The organism is Nocardia sp. NPDC059180, assembly GCF_042754945.1.
Lineage (GTDB): Bacteria > Actinomycetota > Actinomycetes > Mycobacteriales > Mycobacteriaceae > Nocardia.
Map to the genome: position 1 here is coordinate 212,858 of NZ_JBHZBU010000003.1, position 25,045 is coordinate 237,902.

General features: G+C 68.0%; 10 protein-coding genes. 3 read left to right on the forward strand and 7 right to left on the reverse strand.

Going from position 1 to position 25,045, the window contains the following annotated elements; translation table 11 throughout:
* The first annotated feature begins 30 nt into the window (after nucleotides 1-30).
* The 3 genes from ACFXNW_RS11470 to mgtE all read left to right on the forward strand — a co-directional run bounded on the left by ACFXNW_RS11470 (nucleotide 31) and on the right by mgtE (nucleotide 6,548).
* Nucleotides 31-390: a hypothetical protein gene (locus tag ACFXNW_RS11470; protein ID WP_379417574.1), complete on the forward strand. Its 360-nt coding sequence runs from the start codon at nucleotides 31-33 to the stop codon at nucleotides 388-390.
* Entirely contained in the window at nucleotides 383-4,705 is a 4,323-nt protein-coding gene (eccCb, locus tag ACFXNW_RS11475; protein ID WP_379417575.1) for a type VII secretion protein EccCb, read from the forward strand. The genes ACFXNW_RS11470 and eccCb overlap by 8 nt, the downstream gene beginning before the upstream one ends.
* Before the next feature lie 478 nt (nucleotides 4,706-5,183).
* Nucleotides 5,184-6,548: a magnesium transporter gene (gene mgtE, locus ACFXNW_RS11480; protein WP_379417576.1), complete on the forward strand. Its 1,365-nt coding sequence runs from the start codon at nucleotides 5,184-5,186 to the stop codon at nucleotides 6,546-6,548.
* Nucleotides 6,549-6,562: 14 nt separating this feature from the next.
* Here mgtE and ACFXNW_RS11485 read toward each other — a convergent pair whose 3' ends face one another.
* The 7 genes from ACFXNW_RS11485 to ACFXNW_RS11515 form a co-directional block, all read right to left on the reverse strand.
* On the reverse strand, nucleotides 6,563-7,483 hold the full coding sequence (locus ACFXNW_RS11485; protein ID WP_379417577.1) for a hypothetical protein: 921 nt from the start codon (nucleotides 7,481-7,483) through the stop codon (nucleotides 6,563-6,565).
* A 116-nt stretch (nucleotides 7,484-7,599) separates the two neighbouring features.
* Entirely contained in the window at nucleotides 7,600-8,562 is a 963-nt protein-coding gene (gene nrdF, locus ACFXNW_RS11490; protein WP_379417578.1) for a class 1b ribonucleoside-diphosphate reductase subunit beta, read from the reverse strand.
* A gap of 297 nt (nucleotides 8,563-8,859) precedes the next feature.
* On the reverse strand, nucleotides 8,860-9,072 hold the full coding sequence (locus ACFXNW_RS11495; RefSeq protein WP_379417579.1) for a hypothetical protein: 213 nt from the start codon (nucleotides 9,070-9,072) through the stop codon (nucleotides 8,860-8,862).
* Nucleotides 9,073-9,085: 13 nt separating this feature from the next.
* Nucleotides 9,086-9,907 carry an ABC transporter permease gene (locus ACFXNW_RS11500; RefSeq protein ID WP_379417580.1) on the reverse strand — a complete coding sequence of 274 codons (822 nt, stop codon included), beginning with the start codon at nucleotides 9,905-9,907 and terminating at the stop codon, nucleotides 9,086-9,088.
* Complete coding sequence (locus ACFXNW_RS11505; protein ID WP_379417581.1) at nucleotides 9,907-10,725, reverse strand: antibiotic transporter; 819 nt, start codon at nucleotides 10,723-10,725, stop codon at nucleotides 9,907-9,909. The genes ACFXNW_RS11500 and ACFXNW_RS11505 overlap by 1 nt, the downstream gene beginning before the upstream one ends.
* On the reverse strand, nucleotides 10,722-11,723 hold the full coding sequence (locus ACFXNW_RS11510; protein WP_379417582.1) for an ATP-binding cassette domain-containing protein: 1,002 nt from the start codon (nucleotides 11,721-11,723) through the stop codon (nucleotides 10,722-10,724). The genes ACFXNW_RS11505 and ACFXNW_RS11510 overlap by 4 nt, the downstream gene beginning before the upstream one ends.
* On the reverse strand, nucleotides 11,720-24,883 hold the full coding sequence (locus ACFXNW_RS11515; RefSeq protein ID WP_379417583.1) for an amino acid adenylation domain-containing protein: 13,164 nt from the start codon (nucleotides 24,881-24,883) through the stop codon (nucleotides 11,720-11,722). The genes ACFXNW_RS11510 and ACFXNW_RS11515 overlap by 4 nt, the downstream gene beginning before the upstream one ends.
* Between the last annotated feature and the right edge of the window lie 162 nt (nucleotides 24,884-25,045).

Genomic DNA, 25,045 nt, shown 5'->3' on the forward strand with positions numbered 1-25,045 from the left:
GGGAGTGTGTGAGGAAAAGGGGTGGCGGCCATGGGTGATGTCGTGTTCGTGATCGATGGTGGTGCGCGCCGTGGGCCGGACTGGCTCGACCAGGTGACCGGCGAGCTGCGTGCCGATCTGGAGGAGATCCGCGGCCTCAGCGTGCGCACGGTACCCGGCGCAGCCGTCGAGGGTGCGAAATCCGGTGTGGTGGAACAGATCGGACAGCTCGCGGTGTCCGGTGGTGCGCTCGGCACGGCGGCCTGGGTGGTGCGCGATATCGTCGCCAAGTTCATCGACCGGGCGGGCGCGCGGTCGATCACCATCAAAAAGGGCAAAAAAGAGGTCACCATCACCGCGGCCTCCGCTGCGCAGATCGATCGGCTGCTGGAGCTGCTCAGCGATGAGTAGCCCGGCCGGACAACGCATCGCGTTGTTCATCGCCAACGACACCTACCATTTCGACGGGTTGTCGCGGCTCTACGCGCCGGTCTCGGATGCCGAACAGCTGCGAGAGCTGTTGCGTGACCCGGAGATCGGCGGGTTCCGGCCTACCGATCTGCTGGTCAACGAATCCAAGGCCGAGATCGAGCGCAGCATCGAACGGTTGTTCCGCGGCGCGGGACCCGACGATGTGGTGCTGCTCTACTTTTCCGGACACGGCCTGCGTACCCGGCAGAACCTGTACCTGGCCACCGGAAATACCGATCCGCAGCTGCTGTCGAGTACCGGGATCTCGGCCACGTTCATCCGCGAACTGATCAAGGATTCGGCGGCCGCGGCGAAGGTCATCCTGCTCGACTGCTGCTACAGCGGCGCTTTTCTCGGTGCCGACGTCATGAAATCGACGCCGACCATCGACGACGTCGGCCAGGAACTCGCCGCAGGTGACGGCATCTGCGTGCTGACCGCGACCAGTGCGGTGGAAGCCGCAGAGGACGGCCGTATCGGCGCCGACCAGTCCGCGCCGCTCTCGATCTTCACCGCCGCCATGGTCAAGGGCATCGGCACCGGGCTCGCCGACAACGGCAGCGGCCGAATCAGCGCACATGATCTGTGGACCTACACCCTCGCCGAAGTGCGCAACCGCACCAGCAGGCAGACCCCGAATCACTACGGCCTACTCAAAGACGAGGTCTATATCGCCAAGGTGCGACGCAGGCATCCTGGTACTGCCGAGGTGGGCGATCGGGTCCAGCTGGGTGGTCTGCTCGGCCGGCTCGAACAGGATTCCACCCTCGGGTTGCGCGCCGAAGCCTGGTGGGGCACAGGTCGATTGAAGGTGCCGATCGGTCAGGAACGCCGCAACGACGGTGCGGCTGGGGAGACGGTGTGGCTGGATCTGGCAGGCCCGGATGGCAATCTGCTCGTGGTCGGCCGCGCCGGCGCGGGCAAGAGCACCCTGCTGCGCACCCTCACCGGATCGCTCGCGCTCACCCACGCACCCGACGAGGCGCAGATCTACGTCCTCGAATCGAGCAACCGACTGGGGTCGATGGGCGCATTGCCGCATATCGCCGGTGTCGCGGGTGACGACGAACCCGAGCAGGTGCTGTCGTTGTTGCAGACGATCGTGGCCGAGATCCGGGCCAGGAAGAAGATGTACCGCGCCAACAACATCGACTCGCCTGCCAGTCTGCGCGCGGCCCGCTCGGTGCTGGTCGGTGGGCCCGCCGCCGACATCTTCCTGCTGCTGGATCGGTGGGGCGATTTCTGCGAGCAGATACCGGACTTCGCCGCCATCCTGCGTCAAGTAGCGAGTGCAGGCCCCGAATACGGCGTCCATGTGGTGGCTACGGCGCGCGACTGGACCGAGGCGCCGGACTGGCTGGCCGATCTGCTGCCCGCGCACATCGAACTGCAGCTGCACCGCCCGCACGAATCCCGGATTCATGCCGAGCGCGCGGCGCGGCTGCCCGACGGCCCCGGGTGGGCGTTGTACCGGGGGCGGCCCTTCCGCGTCGCCATGCCCGATCTGCGTGAGCTGCCGCCGGACAATGTGGTGCTGCCCGATCTGGCCGACGGGGCCGCCGAGCTGGTCAGCCGGGTGGCGGGCGCGTGGCCTGCCCGCCCCGTCGACGGTGAGGTCCGGCGCCCGTCCTTCGACGGCAACGTCGATTTCGCCGACCTGTTCGGCATCGGCGCCGATGACCGGCTCGACCTCGAGGTGGCCTGGCAACACCGGTCCAAACACGAACGGCTGCGGATCCCGATCGGGGTCACCCATCAGGGCGAGACGGTGGAGCTGGACCTCAAACAGGTCGGCGAGTCGGGGATGGGGCAGTACGGACTACTGGTCGGCGCCGCCGGGTCCGGTAAATCGATGCTGCTCAAGGACATCGTGCTCGGGCTGGCGGTGACCCATCCGCCGGAAGCTGTGAACTTTCTGCTCGTCGATTTCCGCGGCAGCGAGACCTTCGACGGCCTGCAGCCGCTACCGCACGTCTCGGCGGTGGTGAACGCGCTGGCCGCCGAGCTGCCCCTGGTCGACCGGCTGATGGCCACGCTCTCGGGTGAGATCGAACGGCGCAGGCAAGCGCTGCGGCGGCACAACTGCGCCGACATCGCGGCCTATGAATCCGCCCGCCGCCGCGGCAGGGACCTGGAGCCGCTACCCGCACTGGTGCTGGTGATCGACGAGTTCACCGAACTACTCGCGCAGAAACCGGATTTCGGGGACACCCTGGTCTCCATCGCGCGCCGCGGCCGTGCCCTCGGGCTGCACCTGCTGCTGTCCTCGGCTCGTCTCGAGGGCTATCGGCTTGGGCCGTTCGAGGCCTATCTGTCGTTCCGGATCGGCTTGCGCATGTTCTCCGCCGCCGAATCGCGGATGGTGCTCGGCGTACCGGACGCCTATGAGCTGCCGAGCACTCCGGGCTTCGCGTACCTGAAAGCCGATGCCGCCGCGCCGATCCGGTTCAAGACCGCCTACCTCGCCCGCTCCGAGCGACGCCACGATCAGGAGACCGAAACGCGAGACGTACAGCGGACCCTGCTGGACTCGCTGGTGTCACAGGTGCGGGCCGCGGGGGAGCAAGCACGCCGGATCTGGTTGCCGCCCTTGTCGGAACCGGTGACAGTAGCCGAATTGCTGAGTGAGCGGCGGTGGGCGCCGGGTGGATTCGGCAGGCTGGAACTCCCGGTCGGCATCGTCGACGATCCCGTCGAGCAGCAACAGCGGGCTCTGGTGCTGTCACTGGGCGGTGACGACGGCAATGTCGCGGTCGTCGGCGGAACGCGTGCCGGGAAATCGACCGCGTTGGCGGCGATCGTGCTGTCCGCCGCCGCCACCCATAGCCCCGAGCAAGTCCAGTTCTATGTGCTCGATATCGGTGGTTCGCTGGCCGACCTCAGCACGGTTCCGCACGTGGGTGCCGTGGTGGGGCGTAACGAACCGGATCGGATGCGGCGCACCGTTGCCGAGGTCGCCGGGGTGCTGAGCAACCGGCGGCGCCGGTTCCAAGAATGGGGTATCGCCTCGATGGCCGAATTCCGGCGGCGGCGCGAGACGTCATCGGACCCGGCGCGGTCGGATGAATTCGGTGACGTATTCCTCGTCGTCGACGACTGGGGCTACGCCCGTCGTCACGACGAAGCGCTCGAACAACAGCTCATCGACCTCACCGCCGACGGGCTCGGCTATGGCGTGCACGTCATCGTCTCGGCGGTGCGGTGGGCGCATCTGCGGCCGGTGTTCCGGGAACGATTCGGCACCAAACTCGAACTGCGCCTCGATGATCCGGGGGAATCGGAGTTCACCAAGAACGACGCCGCCCGGGTTCCCGGCACACCGGGGCGCGGTGTGATCCGCGCCGGAACAGCGGTAAAAGCCATGATGATGGCGTTGCCGCGGCTGGAAGCAGAGCCGGACCCGGGCGCCTCGCCCGATGCTGTTCTCGCCTCGGCCCGCATGCTTGCCCAGCGGTATCCGGACCGTCGCGCGCCCGAAGTGCGCGCGCTGCCGACCCGCGTCGCCAGGGAGAACGTGCTGGCCATCGCGGAGGCGGAGGGGATCGAGCAGAGCGCCGGACATGTGGTGGTCGGCCTGCGGGCCACCGACCTCGCCCCGCTGGTGCTGGATTTCGCCAAGCAACCGCATCTGCTGGTCTTCGGTGACGCCGACTCCGGGAAGACGACGCTGCTCGGCAATATCATCGATGGAATCGGCCGCTCGGCCACCACCGACGAAGCGGCGATCATCATCATCGATCCCGCGCGCAAGCTGCTGGACGTATCGGCAGGCCTGCCGCATGTCGTGCGGTACTCGCCGACGGTGCAGGCGATCACCGGATCGGTCGACACCGTCGCCCAGTACATCGAGGCGCGGACCGCGGGGCCGGATGTCTCGCCGCAGCAGTTACGCGACCGCAGCTGGTGGCAGGGGCCCGAACTATTCGTGATCGTCGACGATTACGAGCGGGTCTGCGCCGCGTCCACCGGTAATCCGCTGGCATCGCTGGCCGAACATCTCGCCCACGGCCACGATATCGGCCTGCACGTGATCATCGCGCGGGCCAGTTCCGGTGCCGGGCACGCGCTGCACGACCCGATCCTCGGCCGCATGCGTGAACTCGGCGTCGACGGCGTGCTCCTGAGCGGTTCACCCGAGGAGGGCGCACTGCTCGGTGCCGTCCGCCCCTCCACTCAGCCGCCCGGCCGCGGCACCTACGTCACCCGATCTCGCCCACCCGAACTGGTCCAGATCAGCTACCTACCGCAGAGCTGAGTTCGTGCCGCTACCCGCCCATGCCGTCGATCGTGATTCATGCTGTCGCCCCCCGTTTTTCGGCTTGCGCAACCATTCTGGCACGAGGCGGATTCGCCGCGGTGGCCGTGACTCCGCACACAGCGTGAGTCCTGTATGGCGCTCTATCGACACGCCCGGGAAGCAAAACGCCGTGTGACGAACGTGTCGATGCGCGACTGGCGAAGATGGGATGTATCCTGCACACGAATGCGTTTGCATGAGTACCGGTGGTCGACCGTCCGCCGGTAGGTGCCTGCCAGCGGTGTGACGCGGCGGCGAATCCGGAGGAGGTGGTGTTGCGATGCGCAGCGAACCTCCCAGTCGAAGGCCGCGCGGCGCCGCGCCTTCGCATACCCGGTAGCAGGTTCTTCCGGCGGTAGCGACTGGCGTGAGCGCCCGCGGTGTGACGTCGTTTTCCCGATTCACTCGCAACTCACTGCTGTGCCGAGGACGTGCCATGTCGCAGACCGAACTGATCCACGAGCGCCCCACGCTGTCGGAGTCCCTGCAGGATGTCGTCGAACGCCATCGCGTCGACGCCACCCTGCACTGGCTCGACACCCACCCGCCGCATGTCATCGCCGATGAGATCGCCCGCATGGACGCCGTCGGCGCTGGTGTCGCGTTCCGCCTGCTGGACAAAGACCTCGCACTGGCGGTGTTCGAGGAACTCGAACCTGTCGACCAGCAGCAGATCCTGCAGGGCATGCGCGACCAGAGTTTCCGCGAGCTGGTCGAGGCGATGGCACCCGACGACCGCGCCCGCATGCTGCGCGAGGCGCCGGCGAAGGTCGCCAAAAAGGCCCTGGCGGGGCTGAGCCCGCGCGAACGGCGCATGACCGCCGCCCTGCTCGGCTACCCGGAGGGTTCGGTCGGGCGGTACATGACGCCGGAAGTCGTTGCGCTGCCGGGGAATCTGACCGTTGCCGAAGCATTGCGCACCGTGCAGCTCAAGGGCACCGGCGCCGAAACCGTATACACGCTGCCGGTGGTCGATGCCGGGCGCAGGTTGCGCGGCATCGTGGAACTGCGTGAGCTGGTGCTCAGCAGTCCCGAGACCATGGTTGCCGACCTGGTCGTCACCGAGCCTGCGTTCGTGCGCGCCACCGACTCCGCGGAGAAGGCGGCGCGGTTGATGCGCGAGACCAACGACCTCAACCTGCCCGTCGTCGACAGCGAGGACCGCCTGGTCGGGCTGCTGACCTTCGACGACGCGGTGGAGGTCATCGAGGCCGCCGACAGCGAGGACGTCGCCAAGCAGTCCGGTTCGGCACCGTGGGAAGGCCACTACATGGCCGCCGGGGTGTTCCAGCTCGCGCGCTACCGGGCGTTGTGGCTGCTGCTGTTGCTGCTCGCGGCGACGTTGACCGTCAGCGTCACCGACTATTTCGAAGGCACTCTCGCGCAGGCCGCGCAACTGGCGCTGTTCATCCCGCTGCTCATCGGTGCGGGCGGCAATGCGGGTGCACAAGCCGCCACCGCCTGCGTCCGCGCGCTCGCGGTGGGCGAAGTGCGTGGCGGCGACCTGTTGAAGGTGATCTGGCGCGAATGCCGGGTGGGCCTGGTGCTCGGAGCCATGCTGGCGGGGGCGGGTGTGGTGATCGGCGCCTTCTTCGTCGGCCCGCGCATCGCCGTGGTCGTCGGCGTGACGCTGATCATCATCTGTGCCTGGGCCGCCACCATCGGCGGCACCATGCCGCTACTGGCCAAGCGGCTGCGCATCGACCCGGCGGTGGTGTCTGCACCGATGGTGACCACTCTGGTCGACGCCACCGGGCTGATCATCTACTTCACGACCGCGAAGCTGGTACTCGGGATCTGAGCCGCGGCCCGCGATCAGGAGATGGGATACATCCTCATCAGCTGATCGCGGGTCCGCTCGACTTCCTGCTGGTTGCTGCCGAGAACGGTGATGACGGGCAGTGCACCGCCAGGAAGCTCCGGACCCACCGCGAAGGTGTAGCCGATGAACTGCCCGCCCCCGACGCGGCCCACGTAGACCGGGCGGTTATCGACAGTGATGGTGTCGTCGCGGCGGATCTCGTCTTCGTCCTGGTACCCGTATTCGATGGCGGTCGGTGCGTCGGAAGTACCGAACCGGCAGATCTGGGCGACCTGATAGTCGTGCACCGGCAACGGTGTTGCACCGAGTTTGGGCAGTGCCTCGCAGGGGTCGGCGCCGGTGAGCACGGTGCGCACCGCATCCGGTGACATGCCGAAGGCCGGGCTGGTCGGCAGTTGCTCGATCGCCGTATCGATCAATGCGTTGCCGACCGCGCAGGTGTCGACGGGCGACGGCGCCTCGACGTCGAGGAAGACCTGCGCCATGGACGGGAATTCCGCGGTCACCCAGCAGTTCTTCGGTTCCGCGGTCGATCCCAGATCCTCCGGCGAGAGGACCTCGACCTTGACCTCGCCGACCCTGCGGGTCTCGTCGACCGCACTGGCCTGCGGCGCCCATACCAGCGACCATGTCACCTCGACCGGCGATCCGTCGGCGTCCAGGCGCGCCTCGCAGCCGTTGATCGTCTGCCCCCCGACCCGCACCTCGCCGACTTTCCCCTGCTCCTCCAGCGCCGACCGCGGCACCAGCGCGCACGAGTCGACATTGCGAATGCGCTGGAAAACGTCGGAGACCTGCGCCTCCGATGTCGCAGGCGTGAACCAGATCTCATCGACCGAAGAGGAAGGGCTCTGCTGCTGACAGCCGACGCCGCCCACCAACACTGCGGCAATGATCGTCAGGCGACGCAACAACGAAACTCCCTAGGGTGGACGCCGACCCACCGAAGGGGACCGGTCACCCCGACAAAATATCTCGAGCCCGATGCCACGATCGAATCGTGGGCACCGGGCTCGGGAGGCCGGGAGGTCTAGAACTCCCAGTCTTCGTCTTCGGTGTTGACCGCCTTGCCGATGACGTAGCTCGACCCGGAGCCGGAGAAGAAGTCGTGGTTCTCGTCGGCGTTGGGGGACAGCGCCGACAGGATGGCGGGGTTGACCTCGGTTTCGTCCTTCGGGAACAGGCCTTCGTAGCCGAGGTTCATCAGTGCCTTGTTGGCGTTGTAGCGCAGGAACTTCTTGACGTCCTCGGTGAGGCCGACCTCGTCGTAGAGGTCCTGGGTGTATTCGACCTCGTTGTCGTAGAGCTCGAACAGCAGCTCGAAGGTGTAGTTCTTCAGCTCGTCGCGCTCGGGCTGGGTGAGCTGCTCGAGGCCCTTCTGATACTTGTAGCCGATGTAGTACCCGTGCACCGCCTCGTCGCGGATGATCAGCCGGATCATGTCCGCGGTGTTGGTGAGCTTGGCGCGCGAGGACCAGTGCATCGGCAGGTAGAAGCCGGAGTAGAACAGGAAGCTCTCCAGCAGGGTGGAGGCGACCTTGCGCTTGAGCGGATCGTCGCCGCGGTAGTAGTCCAGCACGATCTCGGCCTTGCGCTGGAGGTTGCGGTTCTCCTCCGACCAGCGGAAGGCGTCGTCGATCTCGCGGGTCGAGCACAGCGTCGAGAAGATCGAGCTGTAGCTCTTCGCGTGCACCGACTCCATGAACGCGATGTTGGTGAGCACCGCTTCTTCATGCGGGGTGATCGCGTCCGGGATCAGGCTCACCGCGCCGACAGTGCCCTGAATGGTGTCGAGCAGTGTGAGGCCGGTGAAGACCCGCATGGTCAGCTGCTTCTCATCGGCGGTGAGGGTGTTCCACGACGGGATGTCGTTGGACACCGGCACCTTCTCCGGCAGCCAGAAGTTGCCGGTCAGCCGGTCCCAGACCTCGGCATCCTTCTCGTCGGGCACCCGATTCCAGTTGATGGCCGACACCCGATCGATCAGTTTCATCCTGCCTCCACGCCTTTCCCGCGCACATCCGAGCACGCTGCTGTCACGGAATTCCCTGCACCCAGAACACTACTCCTTGTGGGTGACAACTCCGAGCAACACAACACCTTGTGTTGAGCGACCACCCTCGCTCTTTCGGTGAGTACCTATGGCGGTCGCTGTCGTGCGCCCCATTGTCCGCCATCGGCGGGCTGCCGCGTGCAGCGGCATCGGGTGCGTCGCGCCCGATCGCGGGGGATTTGCGGGACCCGCAGGTAGGGGGTGCGGAGCGGGCCGAGCCCAGTGGCAGGTGGGAAGTCAGTCTCCGGGACTGTCGTCGCTGTTCGAGTCGCCGGAACCGGACTTCGACGACAACGCGATTCCGAGGGCGAGACCGATCGCCATGCCGAAGCCGATGCCGACGGCGAGATTATCGAAGAGGGTGAGGCCGAACACCGTGCCGATCGAGATGCCGAGGCTCAGGCCGATAGCGATGCCGTTGCTCTGGGAACGGTTGGGTGCGGAAGCCATGGCCCGATGTTACTTATCGCCTGCTGGCACGACGGTAGCCAATGGTGGCGGGTACCGCGAACAGCACGATCGCCGCGGCCGACCAGAGGAGAGTGAGGGTGAGCGGCCGGGCGAGGGGGCCGCCTTGGGCGAGGGCGCGCATGGTGTCCACGGCGGTCGACATCGGCTGGTTGCGCACGATCGGTTGCAGCCACTGCGGGTAGGCGGCCAGCGGCACGAAGCCGGTGCTGAAGAACATCATCAGCGAGGTGAGGATCGTGATGCCTTCCACCAGGGTCGCTTTGGCGGTGTAGACGGCCACGGCGGTGACGACGGTGGCGAAGGCCAGGCCGAACAGTGTCGGCACGAACAGGAACGCGACGGTCGCGAAGAATCCCTCCTGGAAACGGAATCCGAGCAGATATCCGACGATGACCACGGTGATCGTCCCGGCGAAGATCCGGCAGCCCTCGGCGAGAATCCGGGACGCCAGGCCCGACGCGCGGTGCACCGGCAGCACCCAGAAGCGCGCGAGCAGACCCGCGTCGCGTTCGCGCCCGAGCAGCACACCGCCCGCGACCGCGCCGGACAGCGCGCCGACGACCGCGACCATCGGCACCGAACCGTAGAGCGCATCCTCGCCGGTGAATTTCTCGATCTGGCCGCCCACCACGATATCGAGCATCAGCAGCAGCAGGCACGGGATGAGCAGTGTCTCGAGCAGGGTGACCGGATTGCGGGCCCAGCGCAGCAGCAGGCGCTGGGTCTGGATGACGGTGTGCCGGATCAGCGCGGACGGCGAGGTTTCGAGGCCGGTGCGCAGATCGGCGGGGCGGGTAGCGGGCAACGTCGTCATCATCGGCTCCGCGAACTCAGCCGCACGGCCACCGGCACACAGACCGCGAGGATGCCGAACGCCCAGGCCAGCGGCGGACCCATCAGTGACCAGGACACCTCACCGGCATTACCGAGGGTGTCGCCGGCCAGGGCGCGCAGCGCGATGACGAACTGGGAGATCGGCTGATTGCGGACGAAGGGCTGCACCCACTCGGGGAACTGCTCGGCAGGTGCGAGCCCGGTCGAGAGCATGCCGAGGATCAACGGCGGCAGCACCAGCGCCTGGGTGGTGGCTTCCGGGCTCTTGGACAGGGTGCCGATGACATCGGCCGCCAACGTCAGCGCGATGCCGACGAGCAGTGCGAACAGCAGGAATCCGAGCGTGTGCCAGGCGTCGAGGCAAAACCGGAACCCGATGATGTGTCCGCACACCAATGCGGTGGTGAGGGCGATGACCAGCCGGAAGACATTGCCCGACATGCGCGCCGCGACCGGTACGAACGGGTTGATGGGCATGGCGCCGAAACGCCGGTTGAGTCCGGCGACGGCGTCGGTGGCCGAACGGAACGCGGCCGAGATGGCCGTGAACGCCGCCGCCTGCAGGATCACGATCGGCATCATGAACTGGGCGTAACTGCTGAACCCGGTGCCCGCGAACATCATCACCGTTTTCAGCGGCAAGTAGAAGCTCACGGTGAAGGCGGCGGGCGCGAGCACCGAGGCCAGCACCTCGCCCGATTTCACCGACGGCACGATGAACCTGGTCGTGAGCACCCACCATTGGGCGGTGGTGACCGGGGCGGCCCGTGCGCTCGTCAACCAGACGCCGGTGGTCATGACAGTGCCTGTGCGGCGGCCGGTTCCGGCTCGGACGCGGGTTCGTCGGAGGCCAGATGGCCGGTGAGCTGGAGGAACACATCGTCGAGGGAGGGGCGGCGCAGAGCGATGTCGACCAGTTCGATCCCGGCCGCGTCCAACCGCCGCAGTGCTTCGGCTAGTGTCTTCGCACCGTCCGGTGCGGGAATGGCGATGCGGTCGGATTCGGTGGTGAACATGGCCCGATTACCGTCCGGCAGTAGCGAACCGAGCGCTGCCGCGATGGCCGGGAGATCGCCGAGGTCCAGCGGGACCACTTCGCAGTAGCTGCCGCCGGTGCGCGCCTTGAGCTCGTCGGCGGTGCCTGCCGCGATCACCACACCGTGATCGATGACGATGATCCGGTCGCTGAGCGCATCGGCCTCTTCCAAGTATTGGGTGGTCAGCAGGGTGGTGATGCCCGCACGCTGGAATCCGCCGACCAGATCCCATACGCCTTGGCGGCTGCGTGGATCGAGTCCAGTGGTCGGTTCGTCGAGGAACACCACATCCGGGCGCACGACCAGCCCGCAGGCGATATCGATGCGGCGCCGCATACCGCCGGAATAGGTCCCGACCCGCCTGCCCGCCGCCGCGACCAGATCGAATCCGGCGATCAGCTCGTCGGCGCGGGCGCGGGCGGCGCGTTTGCGCAGACCCATCAGCCTGCCGAACATGACCAGGTTCTCGTAGCCGCTGAGCATGTCGTCGAGTGCGGCGTACTGCCCGGTCAGCATGATGGATCGGCGGACCGCGGCAGGATCGGCGACCACATCGTGCCCGGCGACCAGCGCACGACCCCGATCCGGCGTGATCAGGGTGGACAGCACGTTGACCATCGTGGTCTTTCCGGCGCCGTTCGGGCCGAGGATGCCGAGCACTTCACCTGGTGCGGCGCTGAAATCCACACCGCGCAGGGCGTGTACCGCACCGAACGATTTCTCGATGCCTTCGACGACGACGCCGTGTTCGGGACTCATTGCGGGCCTCCCAGTTGGGTATCGAGCACCTGCGCGATGATCCAGAGCGCATACGGTGTGGTCATTTCGTCGTGGGTGACCTCGACGTCGTGGTTGGCGATCGTCCCGGTCAGGTAGGGCCGCCAGCCGTCCGGGCCGAAGATCTCGGAGCTGTCGACGGTGGCGCTGAAGTAGACGATGTCGCCGTCGTAGCGCGGCCGGGTATAGCCGGTGCGGGTGCGGGCGGAGGCGTTGTAGGACCCGGCCATCCGTTCGATGGTGCCGGCGTCGATGATCGAGACGCCGCCGAACCGTTCCCGGATCAGCTCGGCCGCTTCCCGCGCGGTGGCGTCGGGGGGTACGTTGTCGATTCCGAAGACGCTGCCGAAGCTGTTGACGAACCCGCCAGGAGTGAGTCGCTCGATCGAGTCGCCGTCGATATCGGCGGCGTCGGCATCGAGCAGGGCGACCACGCCGACCGTCTGGCCCGCGGTGCGCAGTTTCGCTGCCATGGCGTGCGCGATCAGTCCGCCGAAGGACCAGCCGAGTAGATGGTAGGGGCCGTCGGGTTGGACGGCACGGATCTCGCGGATGTAGCGGTCGGCGAATTCATCAATCGAGCGTGCCGAAGGTTCTCGGCCGGACAGGTCGGGTGCCTGGAGTCCGTAGATGGGCCTCCCAGGGCGCAGGCGTTCGGCCAGACCGAGGTAGCTCCATGCCATTCCGGAGGAGGGGTGCACGCAGAACAGTGCGGGTTCGGTGCCGTCGGGGCGGATCGGCAGCAGCACATCGAGGCCGAGCCCCGAGGCCGGTGCGGCCGCTGTCGGTGCCGCTTCGGTGAGCTGGGCTTCGGGCGACTGCGCATAGGTTGCGACGGCGCCGAGCGCGTCGACCCACAGGGCCGCCAATTCGTGGATGTCGTCAGGGGCGAGCAGGGCACCGGGGTAGCCGAACACGGCTTGCAGCCGGTCACCGATGACGACGGCGTCGACGGCCAACGCCGACATCAGCGGAACGTCGGGGTGTTCGGTAGCGGGCAGCTCGCCGAGATCATCGGTGGGCAGCCAGCCCAATCCCTCCAGGCCGGCCGGAATGTCGGCGGTCGAATAGCGGCCGAGGTAGTTGAACGCGATCTGACCGGGCAGTGTCCGCGGCAGTCGCGCTGCGGTTGCGGAATTCAGATAGCGCAGCAGTCCGAACCCGATGCCCTTGTCGGGGACCGCGCGCTGCGTGCGGTCGACCGCACGCAGCGCCGCACCCATGGCGGGACCACCGGCGAACGCGTCATCGATATCGATATCGGTGAGTGCGATGCGCACGGGATAGAGGCTGGTGAACCAGCCGACGGTGCGGGAAAGATCGGCGCCCGGCACCACTTCCTCTTGCCGTCCATGGCCTTCGAGCCGAATCAGCGCGGTGTCCGCGGTGCTCCCGCGCCGGGCGCGCCAGCGCAACAGCGCCAGTGTGAGGGCGGCGAGCAGGGCATCGTTGACGCCGCCGCCCGACAGCTTCGGCAGTGTGGTGAGCAAGTCGGCGGTGACCTCGGTCGACACTTCGACTTCGACGGTCCGCAACGTATCGGTCCGGTCGGTCGCAGGGTCCAGCTCGCGGGGCCCGATCAGCGGATCGGGGGCGGCGAGAACCGCACGCCAGTAGTCGAGTTCGGCTACCCGCCGCTCTGCGTGCGCCTCCTCGTTCAGCGCGGACGACCATCGCCGCATGGAAGTGCCGGTATCGGCGAGCACCGGTGCGGCGCCGACCCGGACCTGCGCCCATGCCGCGATCAGATCGGGCACGAGGATGCGCCAGGACACCGCGTCGATCGCGAGATGGTGCAGGACGACGATCAACCGGCCCGGTACGGTTCTGGCTCCGGCGTCACCGACCGGATCGAGCCAGAGGAACTGTGCGACGACGCCGGCCGCCGGATCGAGCCGGTGCAGCGCGGAATCCATTTCGGTCACGGCGAATTCGTGCAGGTCGACGGCGTCGGTGACGGCATTGTGCTCGATCCGGTGCACAAGGGCGTCGACATCGATCGTCCCGGCGGCGGCGACGCTCAACTGCCAGTCCTCGCCGTGCCTGCGCAGCCGACACCGCAGCATGTCGTGCCGATCGATGACAGCGGTGAGGGTCGCGACGAGCTGATCGCGCTCGATTCCGGCCGGGAGTTCGAGCACCGCGGTCTGGGCGAACCGGTCGAAATCGCCTCCGCGCTCGATCATGTACCGCACGATCGGGGTGAGCGGCAGCTCGCCGACGCCGCCACCGGGCAGTTCCTCCAACGTCACCGCGGGACCGGCGGCGTCGGCAGCCGCGGCCAGTGCGGCGACAGTGCGGTGCTCGAACACCTGCAACGGCGTGCAGGTGATGCCACGCAGTTTCGCGCGGGAGACGAGCTGAATGGCGAGAATGCTGTCGCCGCCGAGCGCGAAGAACGAATCGTCGGCACCGACCCGCTCGCGGCCGAGCAGTTCGGTGAAGACCTCGGCCAGCGCCTGTTCGGTCGGCGTGCTCGGCGGCCGGTACGCGGTGTCGTCGACGGCGAATACCGGGGCCGGCAGCGCGTCGCGGTCCAATTTGCCCACTGCGGTGCGCGGGATCTCGTCCAGGACGACGAACGCCGCGGGCACCATGTACGAAGGCAGGATGTCGGCGGCGAATGCCCGCACCTGCGCGATATCGATCTCGGTGCCCGGCGCGCGCACGAGGTAGGCGGCGAGAGCGGTCGATCCCGCCGGGCCCGCGACACCGAGGGTGACCGCGACATCGACGCCGTCGGCGCGGGTGAGCACGGCATCGATCTCCCCGAGCTCCACTCGCTGACCACGCACTTTGATCTGGAAATCGGAGCGGCCCACATACTCCAGCTCGAGTGTCCCCGCCGCGTCCCGCACCCAGCGCGCGAGGTCACCGGTGCGGTACAGCCGTGACCCGGGCTCGCCGAACGGGTCGGCGACGAAGCGTGCGGCGGTGAGGTCGGGCCTGCGGTGGTAGCCGCGAGCCAGGGCAGAACCACTCAGATACAGCTCGCCCGTGACGCCGGCCGGGACCGGACGCAGACGATCATCGAGCACCAGCACGGCGGCGCCACCGATCGGGCCACCGATGGTGACCGGGCGGTCCGGTCGCAGCGCGGTGGACGAGGTCGCCCAGATGGTGAACTCGGCGGGCCCGTACAGGTTCAGCATGCGTCGGCCCGAACTGCCGCACCACCGGTCGACGAGTTCGGCGCCCACCGCCTCACCCGCGACCGCAAGCACCCGCACGCTCGAAACCGCGGTGGCGTCGACGGTGGCCAGCGCCGACGGTGTGATCACCAGATGGGTGACCTGCTCGGCGTCGATCAACTCGGCGAGCGGACTGCCACCGTAGACCTCCGGTGGCGCGACCACGGCGGCCGCACCCGCCCCGAACGCCATCAGTGCCTCGAATATCGAGGCGTCGAAACTCGGCGAGGCCACCTGTAGGACGCGGGACTTTTCATCCAGTGCCAGGATCTCGCGTTGCGCGGCGACGAGGTCGGCGAGCCCACGGTGGGTGACGGTGACGCCCTTGGGCTTTCCGGTCGACCCGGAGGTGTAGATCACCCAGGCCGGATGGTCGGGCCGAGGCTCGGCAGTCGGTGTTGCCTGCGGCGGTTCGTCCAGCGGCGAGCCGTCCAGAACCAGCCACTGCGTGCTGTCGGGTAGCGATGGCCGATGGGCGGCGACGGTGACGCCGATGCGTGCCCGGGAATCGGCGAGCATGTGCTCGATCCGGTCTACCGGATGTTTCGGGTCGACCGGCAGGAACGCGGCGCCGGTCTTCGCGGTCGCCCAGAGCGCGATGAGCAGCGCGGCCGATCGTGGCATACCGAGGGCAACAACGGTTTCCGGTCCCGCGCCGGCGTCGACGAGCAGCCGAGCCAGCCGGTCGGAGTCGGCATCGAGTTCGCGGTAGGTTCTGACCTGCCCGTCGGCGACCACGGCGGGCCGGTCCGGATACCGTTGCGCCGACTCGGTGAGGATCCGTGCGAGCCCAGTGGTGCCGGCACTCGCGGGCCCGCGCATCGGTACCAGCTCGGCGCGTTCGGACTCGTCGAGGATATCGATATCGGCGAGCGGGACATCAGAGTCGGCGACGACGGCGTCGAGCAGGCGCAGCCACCGGCGCGCCAGCGTGCTCGCGGTCTCGGCGTCGAACAGATCCGTCGCATACGTCAGCAGGCCCGCCACACCGTCCTGCCCAACCCGGCCGATGCGTTCGCGCAGGTCGAGCATGAGATCGAACTGCGCGGTGTCGCGCTGGAAATCCTGCACTTCGATCCGCAGACCCGGCAGCTCGAGCACCGGTTCGACGAAATTCTGCAAGGACAGTGACACTTGAAAGACCGGATGATGTGCGGTCGACCGCGCGGGATCGAGGATCTGCACCAGCCGCTCGAACGGCACATCGGTGGTGGCGAACGCATCCAGATCCGTTGCCCGCACCGACGTGAGGAAATCGCTGAACCCGGCACCGAGGTCGACCGGTGTGCGCAGCGCGAGCGTGTTGACGAACATGCCGACGAGCCGGTCCAATGCCTGCTCGCCGCGACCGGCGACGGGGGTACCGATCACCACATCGTCGTTACCGCCGAGCCGGGCGAGCAGCGCCGCGAGCGTCGCGTGCAGCACCATGAACAGGCTCGATTCATGGGCTGCCGCCAGTTCCGTGAGCCCGCGATGGAGCGCGGCGTCGATCGTCACCTCGACCTCCGCGCTGCGCATCGACTGTACTGCCGGACGCGGCCGATCGGCGGGCAGGTCGAGCACGTCGGGAGCGCCGTCGAGCGTCTCGGTCCAGTACCGGATCTGCTGCGCCGCGAGCGATTCCGGATCGGACTCGTCACCGAGCAGCTCCCGGTGCCAGAGCGCGAAGTCGGCGTACTGCACCGCGAGCGGGGCCGCCTCGGTATCGGCCGTGGCTGTGGACGGCCCGCCCACCGCAACGCAGTGATGCCGGGAATAGGCGGCAACCAGGTCGGTGGCCAGCGGCGCCATCGAAAAACCATCGGCGCTGATGTGGTGTACCACCAGAACCAGCACATGCACCGGATCGGTGGTGCCGGTGAGCCGGAACAGACCGAGCCGCAGCGGCGGTTGTTCGGTGATATCAAATCCCGTGCCGGTAACCTCACCGATCCGGATACGCAGTGCCGCACCATCATCGGTGTCGGTCACCTCTAGCGCCGGTGTGGCGACCTCGGCGCTGATGACCACCTGACGCGGCCCCTCGGCGTCGGCAGGATAGAGCGTGCGCAGGCTCTCGTGTCTGTCCACCACATCGGTGAGCGCCCTCCGCATGGCCTCGAGATCGAGTTCGCCGGTCAGGCGCAGCGCGACGGCGATGTTGTAGGCCGAGGACGCCGGGTCCATCCGGTTGAGCACCCACATGCGCTGCTGGGCCGGTGAGAGCGGCACCCGGTCCGGGCGGATCCGTGGCGCGAGCACGAAACGCCCGCCCGCGCCGTCGGTGGCGGGGATGACGCGGGCCGACAGCTGGGCGACGGTCGGCGCGTCGAACAGGTCGCGCAAGGCGATCGTCGAGCCGAGCGCAGAATTGACTCGCGCCACCACCCGCGTCGCGCTGAGCGAATTGCCGCCGAGCTCGAAGAAGGATTCGTCGGCGCCGACGCGTTCGCTACCGAGCACCTCGGCGAAAACCTCGGCGACCGCCTGCTCCACCGGTCCGCGTGGGGCGAGGTAGGGGCGTCGGCTCGCCGCGAAATCCGGTACCGGCAGCGCCGCGCGATCCAGCTTGCCGACCGGTGTCAACGGGACCTCGTCCAGCACAACGATGTAGCCGGGCACCATATAGCCGGGCAGCTCCGCCGCGACCCGCGCGCGCAGCCGTTCGGAATCCGGTGCGGTGCCTGCGGCAGGCAGAACATACGACACCAGCACGGTCGCCCCGGCGGGCCCGGCCCGGCCGATGGTGACCGCGTACTCGACCTCCTCGACTGCCGACAGCACCGCATCGATCTCACCGAGCTCGACCCGCAGACCGCGGATTTTCACCTGGAAATCACTGCGCCCCAGGTACTCCAGTGCCAGTGTCGAGTCCGCGCCGCGCACCCAGCGCACCATGTCACCGGTTCGGTACATCCGCTCACCCGGCGCACCGGCCGGGTCGGCGACGAAACGTCCTGCCGTCAAGGCGAACCGGTTGAAGTAGCCACGGGCAAGCGCTGGCCCGGCCAGGTACAGCTCACCAGCGACACCGACCGGCACCGGGCGCAACCAGGTATCGAGCACCTGCGCTGACGCTCCGCGGATCGGCCCGCCGATGGTGATCGGTTCGCCCGTGACGAGTTCGGCGGGACCGGTGGCCCAGATGCTGAACTCGGTCGGCCCGTACAGGTTCACCATGCGTCTGCCCGGGGACCAGCGCTGGATCAGCTCCGGTGTCGCCGCCTCACCGGCGACCGAGAGCAGCCGCAGATCGGACAGGTCGCTGGGTTCCATGGTGGCCAGGGCCGACGGCGTGATCACCGCGTGGGTGACGCGTTGGGCGCGCAGCAACCGCTGGAGTTCGGTGCCGCCGTAGACGTCCGGCGGCGAGACCACCAGCCTTGCCCCCGCGCCGTGGGCCATGACCAGCTCGAATACCGAGGCGTCGAAGCTCGGCGAAGCGACCTGCAAGACCGCGGCCGACGGACCGATAGTTAGTGCTTCCCGCTCGTCGGCCGCCAGATTCGCCAGGCCACGGTGGCTGACCAGGACCGCCTTCGGCTTTCCGGTCGATCCGGAGGTGTAGATCAGGTACGCGACCTGGTCCAGGTCGATCGGGCCGCCGCGCTCGTCGTCGGTGATCGGTGCGTCGGAGACGGTCATGGCGCGCCGCATGGTGTTGAGATCGTCCAGCAGTAGCCAGTCGATGCTGCTCGGCAGCGTCGCACCGATCTCGGTCACCGTCACACCGATCGGCGACCTGGAATCGGTGAGCATGTGCTCGATCCGTTCCACCGGATGGCTCGGATCCAAGGGCACGAACGCCGCACCGGTTTTCGCCAACGCCCACACCGCGACCACCGATTCCAGTGATCGGGTGAGGGCCAGTACCACGAATACTTCGCGGCCGATACCGCGTCGCAGCAAGACTCGCGCGAACCGATTCGACCAGGCATCCAGGTCGCCGTAGGTCATGGTGAGCTCACCCGTGTCGACCGCGATGGCGGCACTGTCGATGCGGGCGCCGTCGGCGAGGATCTCCGGCATCGGCCGTTGCGGCACCGACGCAGGCCCGTACACCGGCGCGAGTTCGGCCAGTTCGGCATCATCGCAGTACCGCAGCCGGGCGACCGGCAGTAGCGGATCGTCGGCGAGCTGGGTGAGCAGTCGCACGAAACGCTCCAGCAGCGGACGGGCGGCGTCCGCGTCGAACTGATCGGCGAGATACTTCAGCGTGATCCGTAGCGAATCGCGTCCTTCGGCCCCGCGCAGCGGAATCACCATCAGGTTCAGCGGATACGGTGTGGCATCTGTGCCCGCCACATCGAGCACCCGCATTCCGGCGATATCCAGGGCCTGCGACAGCGCCTCCCGATCGATCGGATAGGACTCGAAGACCGTCAGCGTGTCGAACAGTTCCGGCAGCCCGACGGCCTGGTGGATCGCAGCGAGCCCGACATGCTGATGGTCGAGCAATCGCGCCTGATCGGCCTGCACGCGCGCGAGCAACTCGGCGACCGATTCACCGGGCTCGAACCGGACCCGGACGGGGAGGGTGTTGATGAACAACCCCACCATGTCCTCGACCCCCGCGAGTTCGGGTGGCCTGCCCGACACCGTCCCGCCGAACACCACGTCCGTGCGTCCGGTGAGCATCGCGAGCAGCATCGCCCACGCCGTCTGCACCATCGTGTTCACCGTTGCTCCGCATCCGCGGGCCGATGACTCCAGGTGCGCCAGGGTCTGCGCGGTGAGTTCGACGGAAGTTTCGGCGGTGTCGGTGGATTCGATATCAGCCAGCGACGGGACGGCCCGGGTCGGGCTGTCGACTCCGGCGAGGTAGCGCGACCACGCGGTGAGCGACTCGGCCTGATCTTGCTCGGCCAGCCAGGCCAGGAATTCACGGTAGGACCGGGCCGGCGGCAGCACGGTGATATCGCCGGAGGTGACGTAGAGCGTCAGCAGTTCACGCACCAGCAGCGGTGTCGACCAGCCGTCCAGCACCAGATGGTGATTGGTCATGATCAGGCGGTAGTCCTCGGGTGCGGTGTGGATCAGTGTGAACCGCAACAGCGGTGGTCGGTTCAAGTCGAATCGGGTGTTCGCGTCGAGTGCGATCAGCCGGTGTAGTTCGTAGTCGAGCTCTGTGTCATCGGCGGTGCCGGTGAGATCGATCTCCTGCCAGCCGACCTCGGCAGCACCGAGCACGAGCTGACGTGGGCCGTCGTCGGTTTCGGTGAACGCGACCCGCAGGTTCTCGTGCCGGTCGACCAGCGCCTGCGCCGCGCCACGCAACCGGGCGGCGTCGACGGTGCCCGCGAGGGTGAGCAGCGACTGCACCGTGTAGGCGTCGGCGGTATCGGAGTCGTATCTGGCGTGGAAGAGCAGACCGTATTGCAGTGGCGACAACGGCCACGCGTCGACCAGATCGGGGTAGCGCCGCTCCCACGCGTCGATCTGCGGCTGCGTGACCGCGACGAGGTCGAAGTCCGACGGCGAACGCCCACCGGCGCCCGCGGTCTCGGCGTGGTTGACCAGAGCCCGCAGCGCCCCGGCCCAGAGTTCGGCGAGTTCGCGCACGTCCGTCGCGCCCAGCAGACCGGTGGCGTAGTCCCAGGTCACCTCGAGTCCACCGTCGGTCATGACGGCGTTGATGTCGACCACGGCAGGCAAGGGTGCGCGGTCGTCCTGGGTGGCGGCGAAGCGGCGGGGCAACCACGGCCCGGTGTCGCCGGACGCGGCTCGGCCGAGGTAGTTGAAGCCGAGCTGCGGTTGCCGCGCGTGCGCGAGAGCCGCGGCGGTCTCGGCGTTCAGATGGCGCAGCATCCCGTACCCGACGCCCTTGTCCGGGATGGCCCGCAACTGTTCTTTGGTGGCCTTCACAGCCGCGCCCGCGGCTACACCTCCGGCGAATGCGTCGTCGAGATCGATACCGGCCGGCTCGATGGCCACCGGATACACGCTGGTGAACCAGCCGACCGTGCGCGCGACGTCGGCGCCCGGCAGAATCTGTTCGACCCGGCCGTGCCCTTCGAGGGTGATCAGCGTGCCGCTGCGGGCCCGCCAACGGCACACCGCCATGGTGAGCGCGGTGAGCAGCACATCGTCGGCGCCGCAATGAAAACGATCGGGCACGGTGGTCAGTGCCGGGCCTGCGACGTCGACGGGGATGGTTGTCTGCCATCGGCCCTGTGTCGCAACGATGTCGACGGCGGGATCGAGAGCCCGGCTGCCGATCAACGGATCGTCGCTCGACAGAACGCGTTGCCATACGGGCAGTTCGGCCGACCGGCGCCCGGCCTGCTCGGACTGGGCGTGGGCCCAACGCCGGAACGAAGTCCCGACCGGCGCGAGCTCACCGCCCGCCGCGGCGATCGCCAGATCCGGCAGCAGGATCCGCCACGAGATGCCATCGGTGACGAGGTGGTGCAGCACCAGCCAGCACAGCGGATCAGCGCCGTCACTTTCGATGAGGACGAAACGCGCGACGACACCCGCTACGGGATCGAGCTGATCGGCCGCGTGCTGGAGTGCGCGCTCGCAGGCAGTTTCCGGATCGGGCCCGGCGGCAATGACTTCGATCAACGCATCGACGTCGACCGAACCCGGTTCCGCGACAATCCATTCCCACTCCGGGCCTGCAGGCCGCAGCGACGACCGGAGCACGTCGTGCCGATCGATGACGGCCTGCACGGCAGATCTCAACTGTGCCCGCGTGAACCCCGCCGGAAGCCCGATCAGCACGGCCTGCGCGAAGCGACCCCAGGTCGGCCCCTGCGCGACCATCTCCCGCACGATCGGCGTGAGCTCTACGGCCCCCACACCGCCACCCGGCAGTTCCTGCACCGCCTCGGCCCGCACATCCGTGGCCACGGCGGCCAACGCGGCCACCGTCTTTCGCTCGAATACATCGCGTGCGCTGAAACCCAGCCCCGCGGCCTTGGCCCTCGATACCAGCTGGATAGACACGATACTGTCGCCGCCGAGGGCGAAGAAACTGTCGTCGATACCCACGGCGTCCAGGCCGAGCACCTCGGCAAACAGTGCGGCGAGGGTGTACTCCGCCGGCGTGGACGGCTCGCGCCCGGAAGTCACCCCAGCACCGAAATCCGGTGGGGGTAGAGCCTTTCGATCGACCTTGCCCAGCGGGGTGAGCGGAACCCGGTCGAGGACCATGATCACCGCGGGCACCATGTAGGCGGGAAGCGTCCGTCCCACGGCGGCACGCAGGGCCTCCGGATGGGTGTCGGCGCCGGGCGTCATCACCACATACGCCACCAGCGCGGTGGACCCGGCGGGAGTTTCGGCGCCGAGGGTCAGCGCGAACTCGACACCGGGCTGCCGTTGCAGCGCGTCATCGATCTCACCGAGTTCGATCCGGAACCCGCGGATCTTGACCTGGAAATCGCTGCGGCCCTGGTACTCCAGTGCAGGACGCCCCTGCGCCTCGATCCAGCGCACCAGATCGCCGGTGCGGTACATCCGCTCGCCGGGGGAGTAGGGGTCGGCGACGAACCGGCTCGCCGTCAGCCCGGTGCGGCGGTGATAACCGCGCGCCACACCCGGACCCGCGAGATACAACTCGCCGACCGCGCCGGGCGCCACCGGACGCAGCCACGAATCGAGCACCACCGCTCGGACGGCGCGCGCCGGGCCACCGATGGTGACCGGTGCGCCCGGCGTCATCGGTGCGGTGAGGGTCGCGGTGACGGTGGTTTCGGTCGGCCCGTAACCGTTGATGAGGGCGCGGCCCGACCAGGTCTGCGCCAGCTCCGGCGGGCAGGCGTCACCGCCGACGATGACGGTGCGCAGCTGCGGCAGTGTGGCGGGATCCAGCGATCCGACCACCGTCGGCGTCACATTGAGATGGGTGACCTCGTGCGTGCGCAACACCTCGGCCAGTTCCTCGCCCGCGAACGCGGCGGGTGGCACGACCACCAGCGTCGCGCCCGCGGTGTAGGCGATGAGGATCTCTTCGACCGAGATATCGAAACTCGGCGAGACAGCGTGCGCCACCACGGCATCCGGGCCGACGCTGAAGCCGGCTCCGGACCCCGCGGCCAGATCGGCGAGGCCACGATGGGAGACCAGCACACCTTTGGGCAGCCCGGTGGATCCCGAGGTGTAGATGATGTAGGCGATCTGATCCGGATGGATGGGTGTGTGACGTTCGGCGTCGTCGATCGGTGCAGGGGCCTGCGCGGCGACCGATTCCGCTGTGGCCGCATCATCGAGCACCAGCCAGTCCACCTGATCGGGCAGATCACCCCGTACTGCCGTCATCGTGACGCCTGCGACCACACCGCTGTCGTCGAGCATGTGCTCGATACGGTCGACCGGATAGGTCGGGTCGATCGGCACGAACGGCGCGCCGGTCTTCGCGATGGCGAACGTCGCGAGCACCGACTCGACCGAGCGCGCGATGGCCGTCGCGACACCGCGTTCCGGGCCCGCGCCCGCCGCGATCAGCACCCTGGCCAGCCGGTTGGTGTACTCGTCGACTTGACGGTAGGTCATGCGCGTCGCGCCACCGACGAGCGCCACTGCGTCGGGATCACGCACGGCAGCGAGGAGGTCGGCGAGGGTGCGGGTTCGCCCGCCCGCGGGGCCGCGCGCGGGCGCGAGACGGCCCCGCTCGGTGTGGGTCAGCACCGGGATCGTGGACAGTGTCGCTTCGGTCCCTGCCGCCAGGAACCGGTGCAGGAACAGCAGGAACCGTTCGTGCTGGCCCGCCAGCTCGGTGTCGCTGTACAGGTTCGCATTGGCCTGGAAGTCGATATGGGTGCTCTGCCCGCCGACACCCGGATACAGGTTGACGAACAGATCGTCGATCAACCCCGAGGTGAGCACATGCAGTCTGCCGACCACCTCACCGAGCGCAATCCTGGTGTCGGCCATCATCAGATTCACTGTCGGCCCGAACGACGCGGCCTCGTCCATGGACCAGCCGAGATCGCGGACGATGTCCTCCTGCCGGTAGCGCTGTCGTCGCAGCGCACCGGTCAGCTCGCTCTGCGCGGCCAGGATCGCCTCGCCCACCGTGATGCTCGGCGGCAGGGTCAGACGCAGCGGGACGACATTGGCGATCATGCCGCCCGAACGGCGCAGCACGGCGGTGCTGCGTGCGGAGACCGGCAGGCTCAGCACCACCTCGCGGGCACCGGTCATCGCCGCCAGGTAGGCCGCGAACGCGGCGACCACCGTCGGTGCGATCCCGGAACCCGCCGCCTCGGCGACCGTGTCCAGCAGCGTGGCCGATTCGGCGGGCAGCGCGCCCGCGACCCGTGCCGGATGCGCGTCGACCTCGGCCGTACGGCCGGCCAGACTCACCGGGTCCGCCATGCCTGCCAGATGATCGCACCAGTAATCGCGGTCGGCGGTGAACCGATCCGAGCTGCGGTAGGCCAGATCGGCGTCGACGATCTTGCGCAGGTCTTCCGCCTTGGCCTGCGGCGGTTGCCTGTTCTCGATCGCCGCGTTGTAGAGCTCGGCGGTGCGTTGCACCATCGTGAGCGCGCCCATGCCGTCGAGCACGATGTGATGGATCCGCGAATACCAGAACCAGCGATCCTCGGCCAGCCGCAGCATCGCCATCCGCACCAGCCGATCACGGGTCAGATCCAGTGGGGTGGCGTACTCGGCGCCCATCCAGGCGTGCGCCGAGGCCTCCGGATCCGGCTCCCCGCGCAGATCGAGTTCGATGATGTTGTCGTCCAGCGTGGTGTCGACGACCTGGAACGGATGCCCGTCGACCTCGACCAGCCGCAGAAACCCGGTACCGAATTCACGCCCCGCCGTGCGGGCCGCCTCGGCCAGCGCGCTCGCATCGACCCGCCCGGTCAGTTCGATGTACTGGGCGATGGAGATCGGAGTATCGCCCGCGACGTGCTGAGCGAACCAGATACCGCGCTGCGCGGCCGAGAGCGCGAACGCGCCGTCGGGCAGACCGGTAGCGGTGTCGATGGGTGACGCTGATGGCTGTGACATGGAAGTCCTACGTTCCGACCGCGCTGTAGCCGACCGAGGCAGTCGCCCCCCGTAGCTACCGCGGTGGTGGTAGTACTCGCCGCGCAGCAACAACGCGGCAAGTCCAGTGTGAACCGGCGCGGCGTGCGCCGTGGGCGTATCGGCCACACTGCGCTACCCGTT

Bases quoted from the DNA above. Each gene is read 5' to 3' on its own strand.
- nrdF (WP_379417578.1), bottom strand. From the start codon at position 8,562: ATGAAACTGATCGATCGGGTGTCGGCCATCAACTGGAATCGGGTGCCC.
- mgtE (WP_379417576.1), top strand. From the start codon at position 5,184: ATGTCGCAGACCGAACTGATCCACGAGCGCCCCACGCTGTCGGAGTCC.
- ACFXNW_RS11515 (WP_379417583.1), bottom strand. From the start codon at position 24,883: ATGTCACAGCCATCAGCGTCACCCATCGACACCGCTACCGGTCTGCCC.
- ACFXNW_RS11470 (WP_379417574.1), top strand. From the start codon at position 31: ATGGGTGATGTCGTGTTCGTGATCGATGGTGGTGCGCGCCGTGGGCCG.
- ACFXNW_RS11505 (WP_379417581.1), bottom strand. From the start codon at position 10,725: ATGACCACCGGCGTCTGGTTGACGAGCGCACGGGCCGCCCCGGTCACC.
- eccCb (WP_379417575.1), top strand. From the start codon at position 383: ATGAGTAGCCCGGCCGGACAACGCATCGCGTTGTTCATCGCCAACGAC.
- ACFXNW_RS11495 (WP_379417579.1), bottom strand. From the start codon at position 9,072: ATGGCTTCCGCACCCAACCGTTCCCAGAGCAACGGCATCGCTATCGGC.
- ACFXNW_RS11500 (WP_379417580.1), bottom strand. From the start codon at position 9,907: ATGACGACGTTGCCCGCTACCCGCCCCGCCGATCTGCGCACCGGCCTC.
- ACFXNW_RS11510 (WP_379417582.1), bottom strand. From the start codon at position 11,723: ATGAGTCCCGAACACGGCGTCGTCGTCGAAGGCATCGAGAAATCGTTC.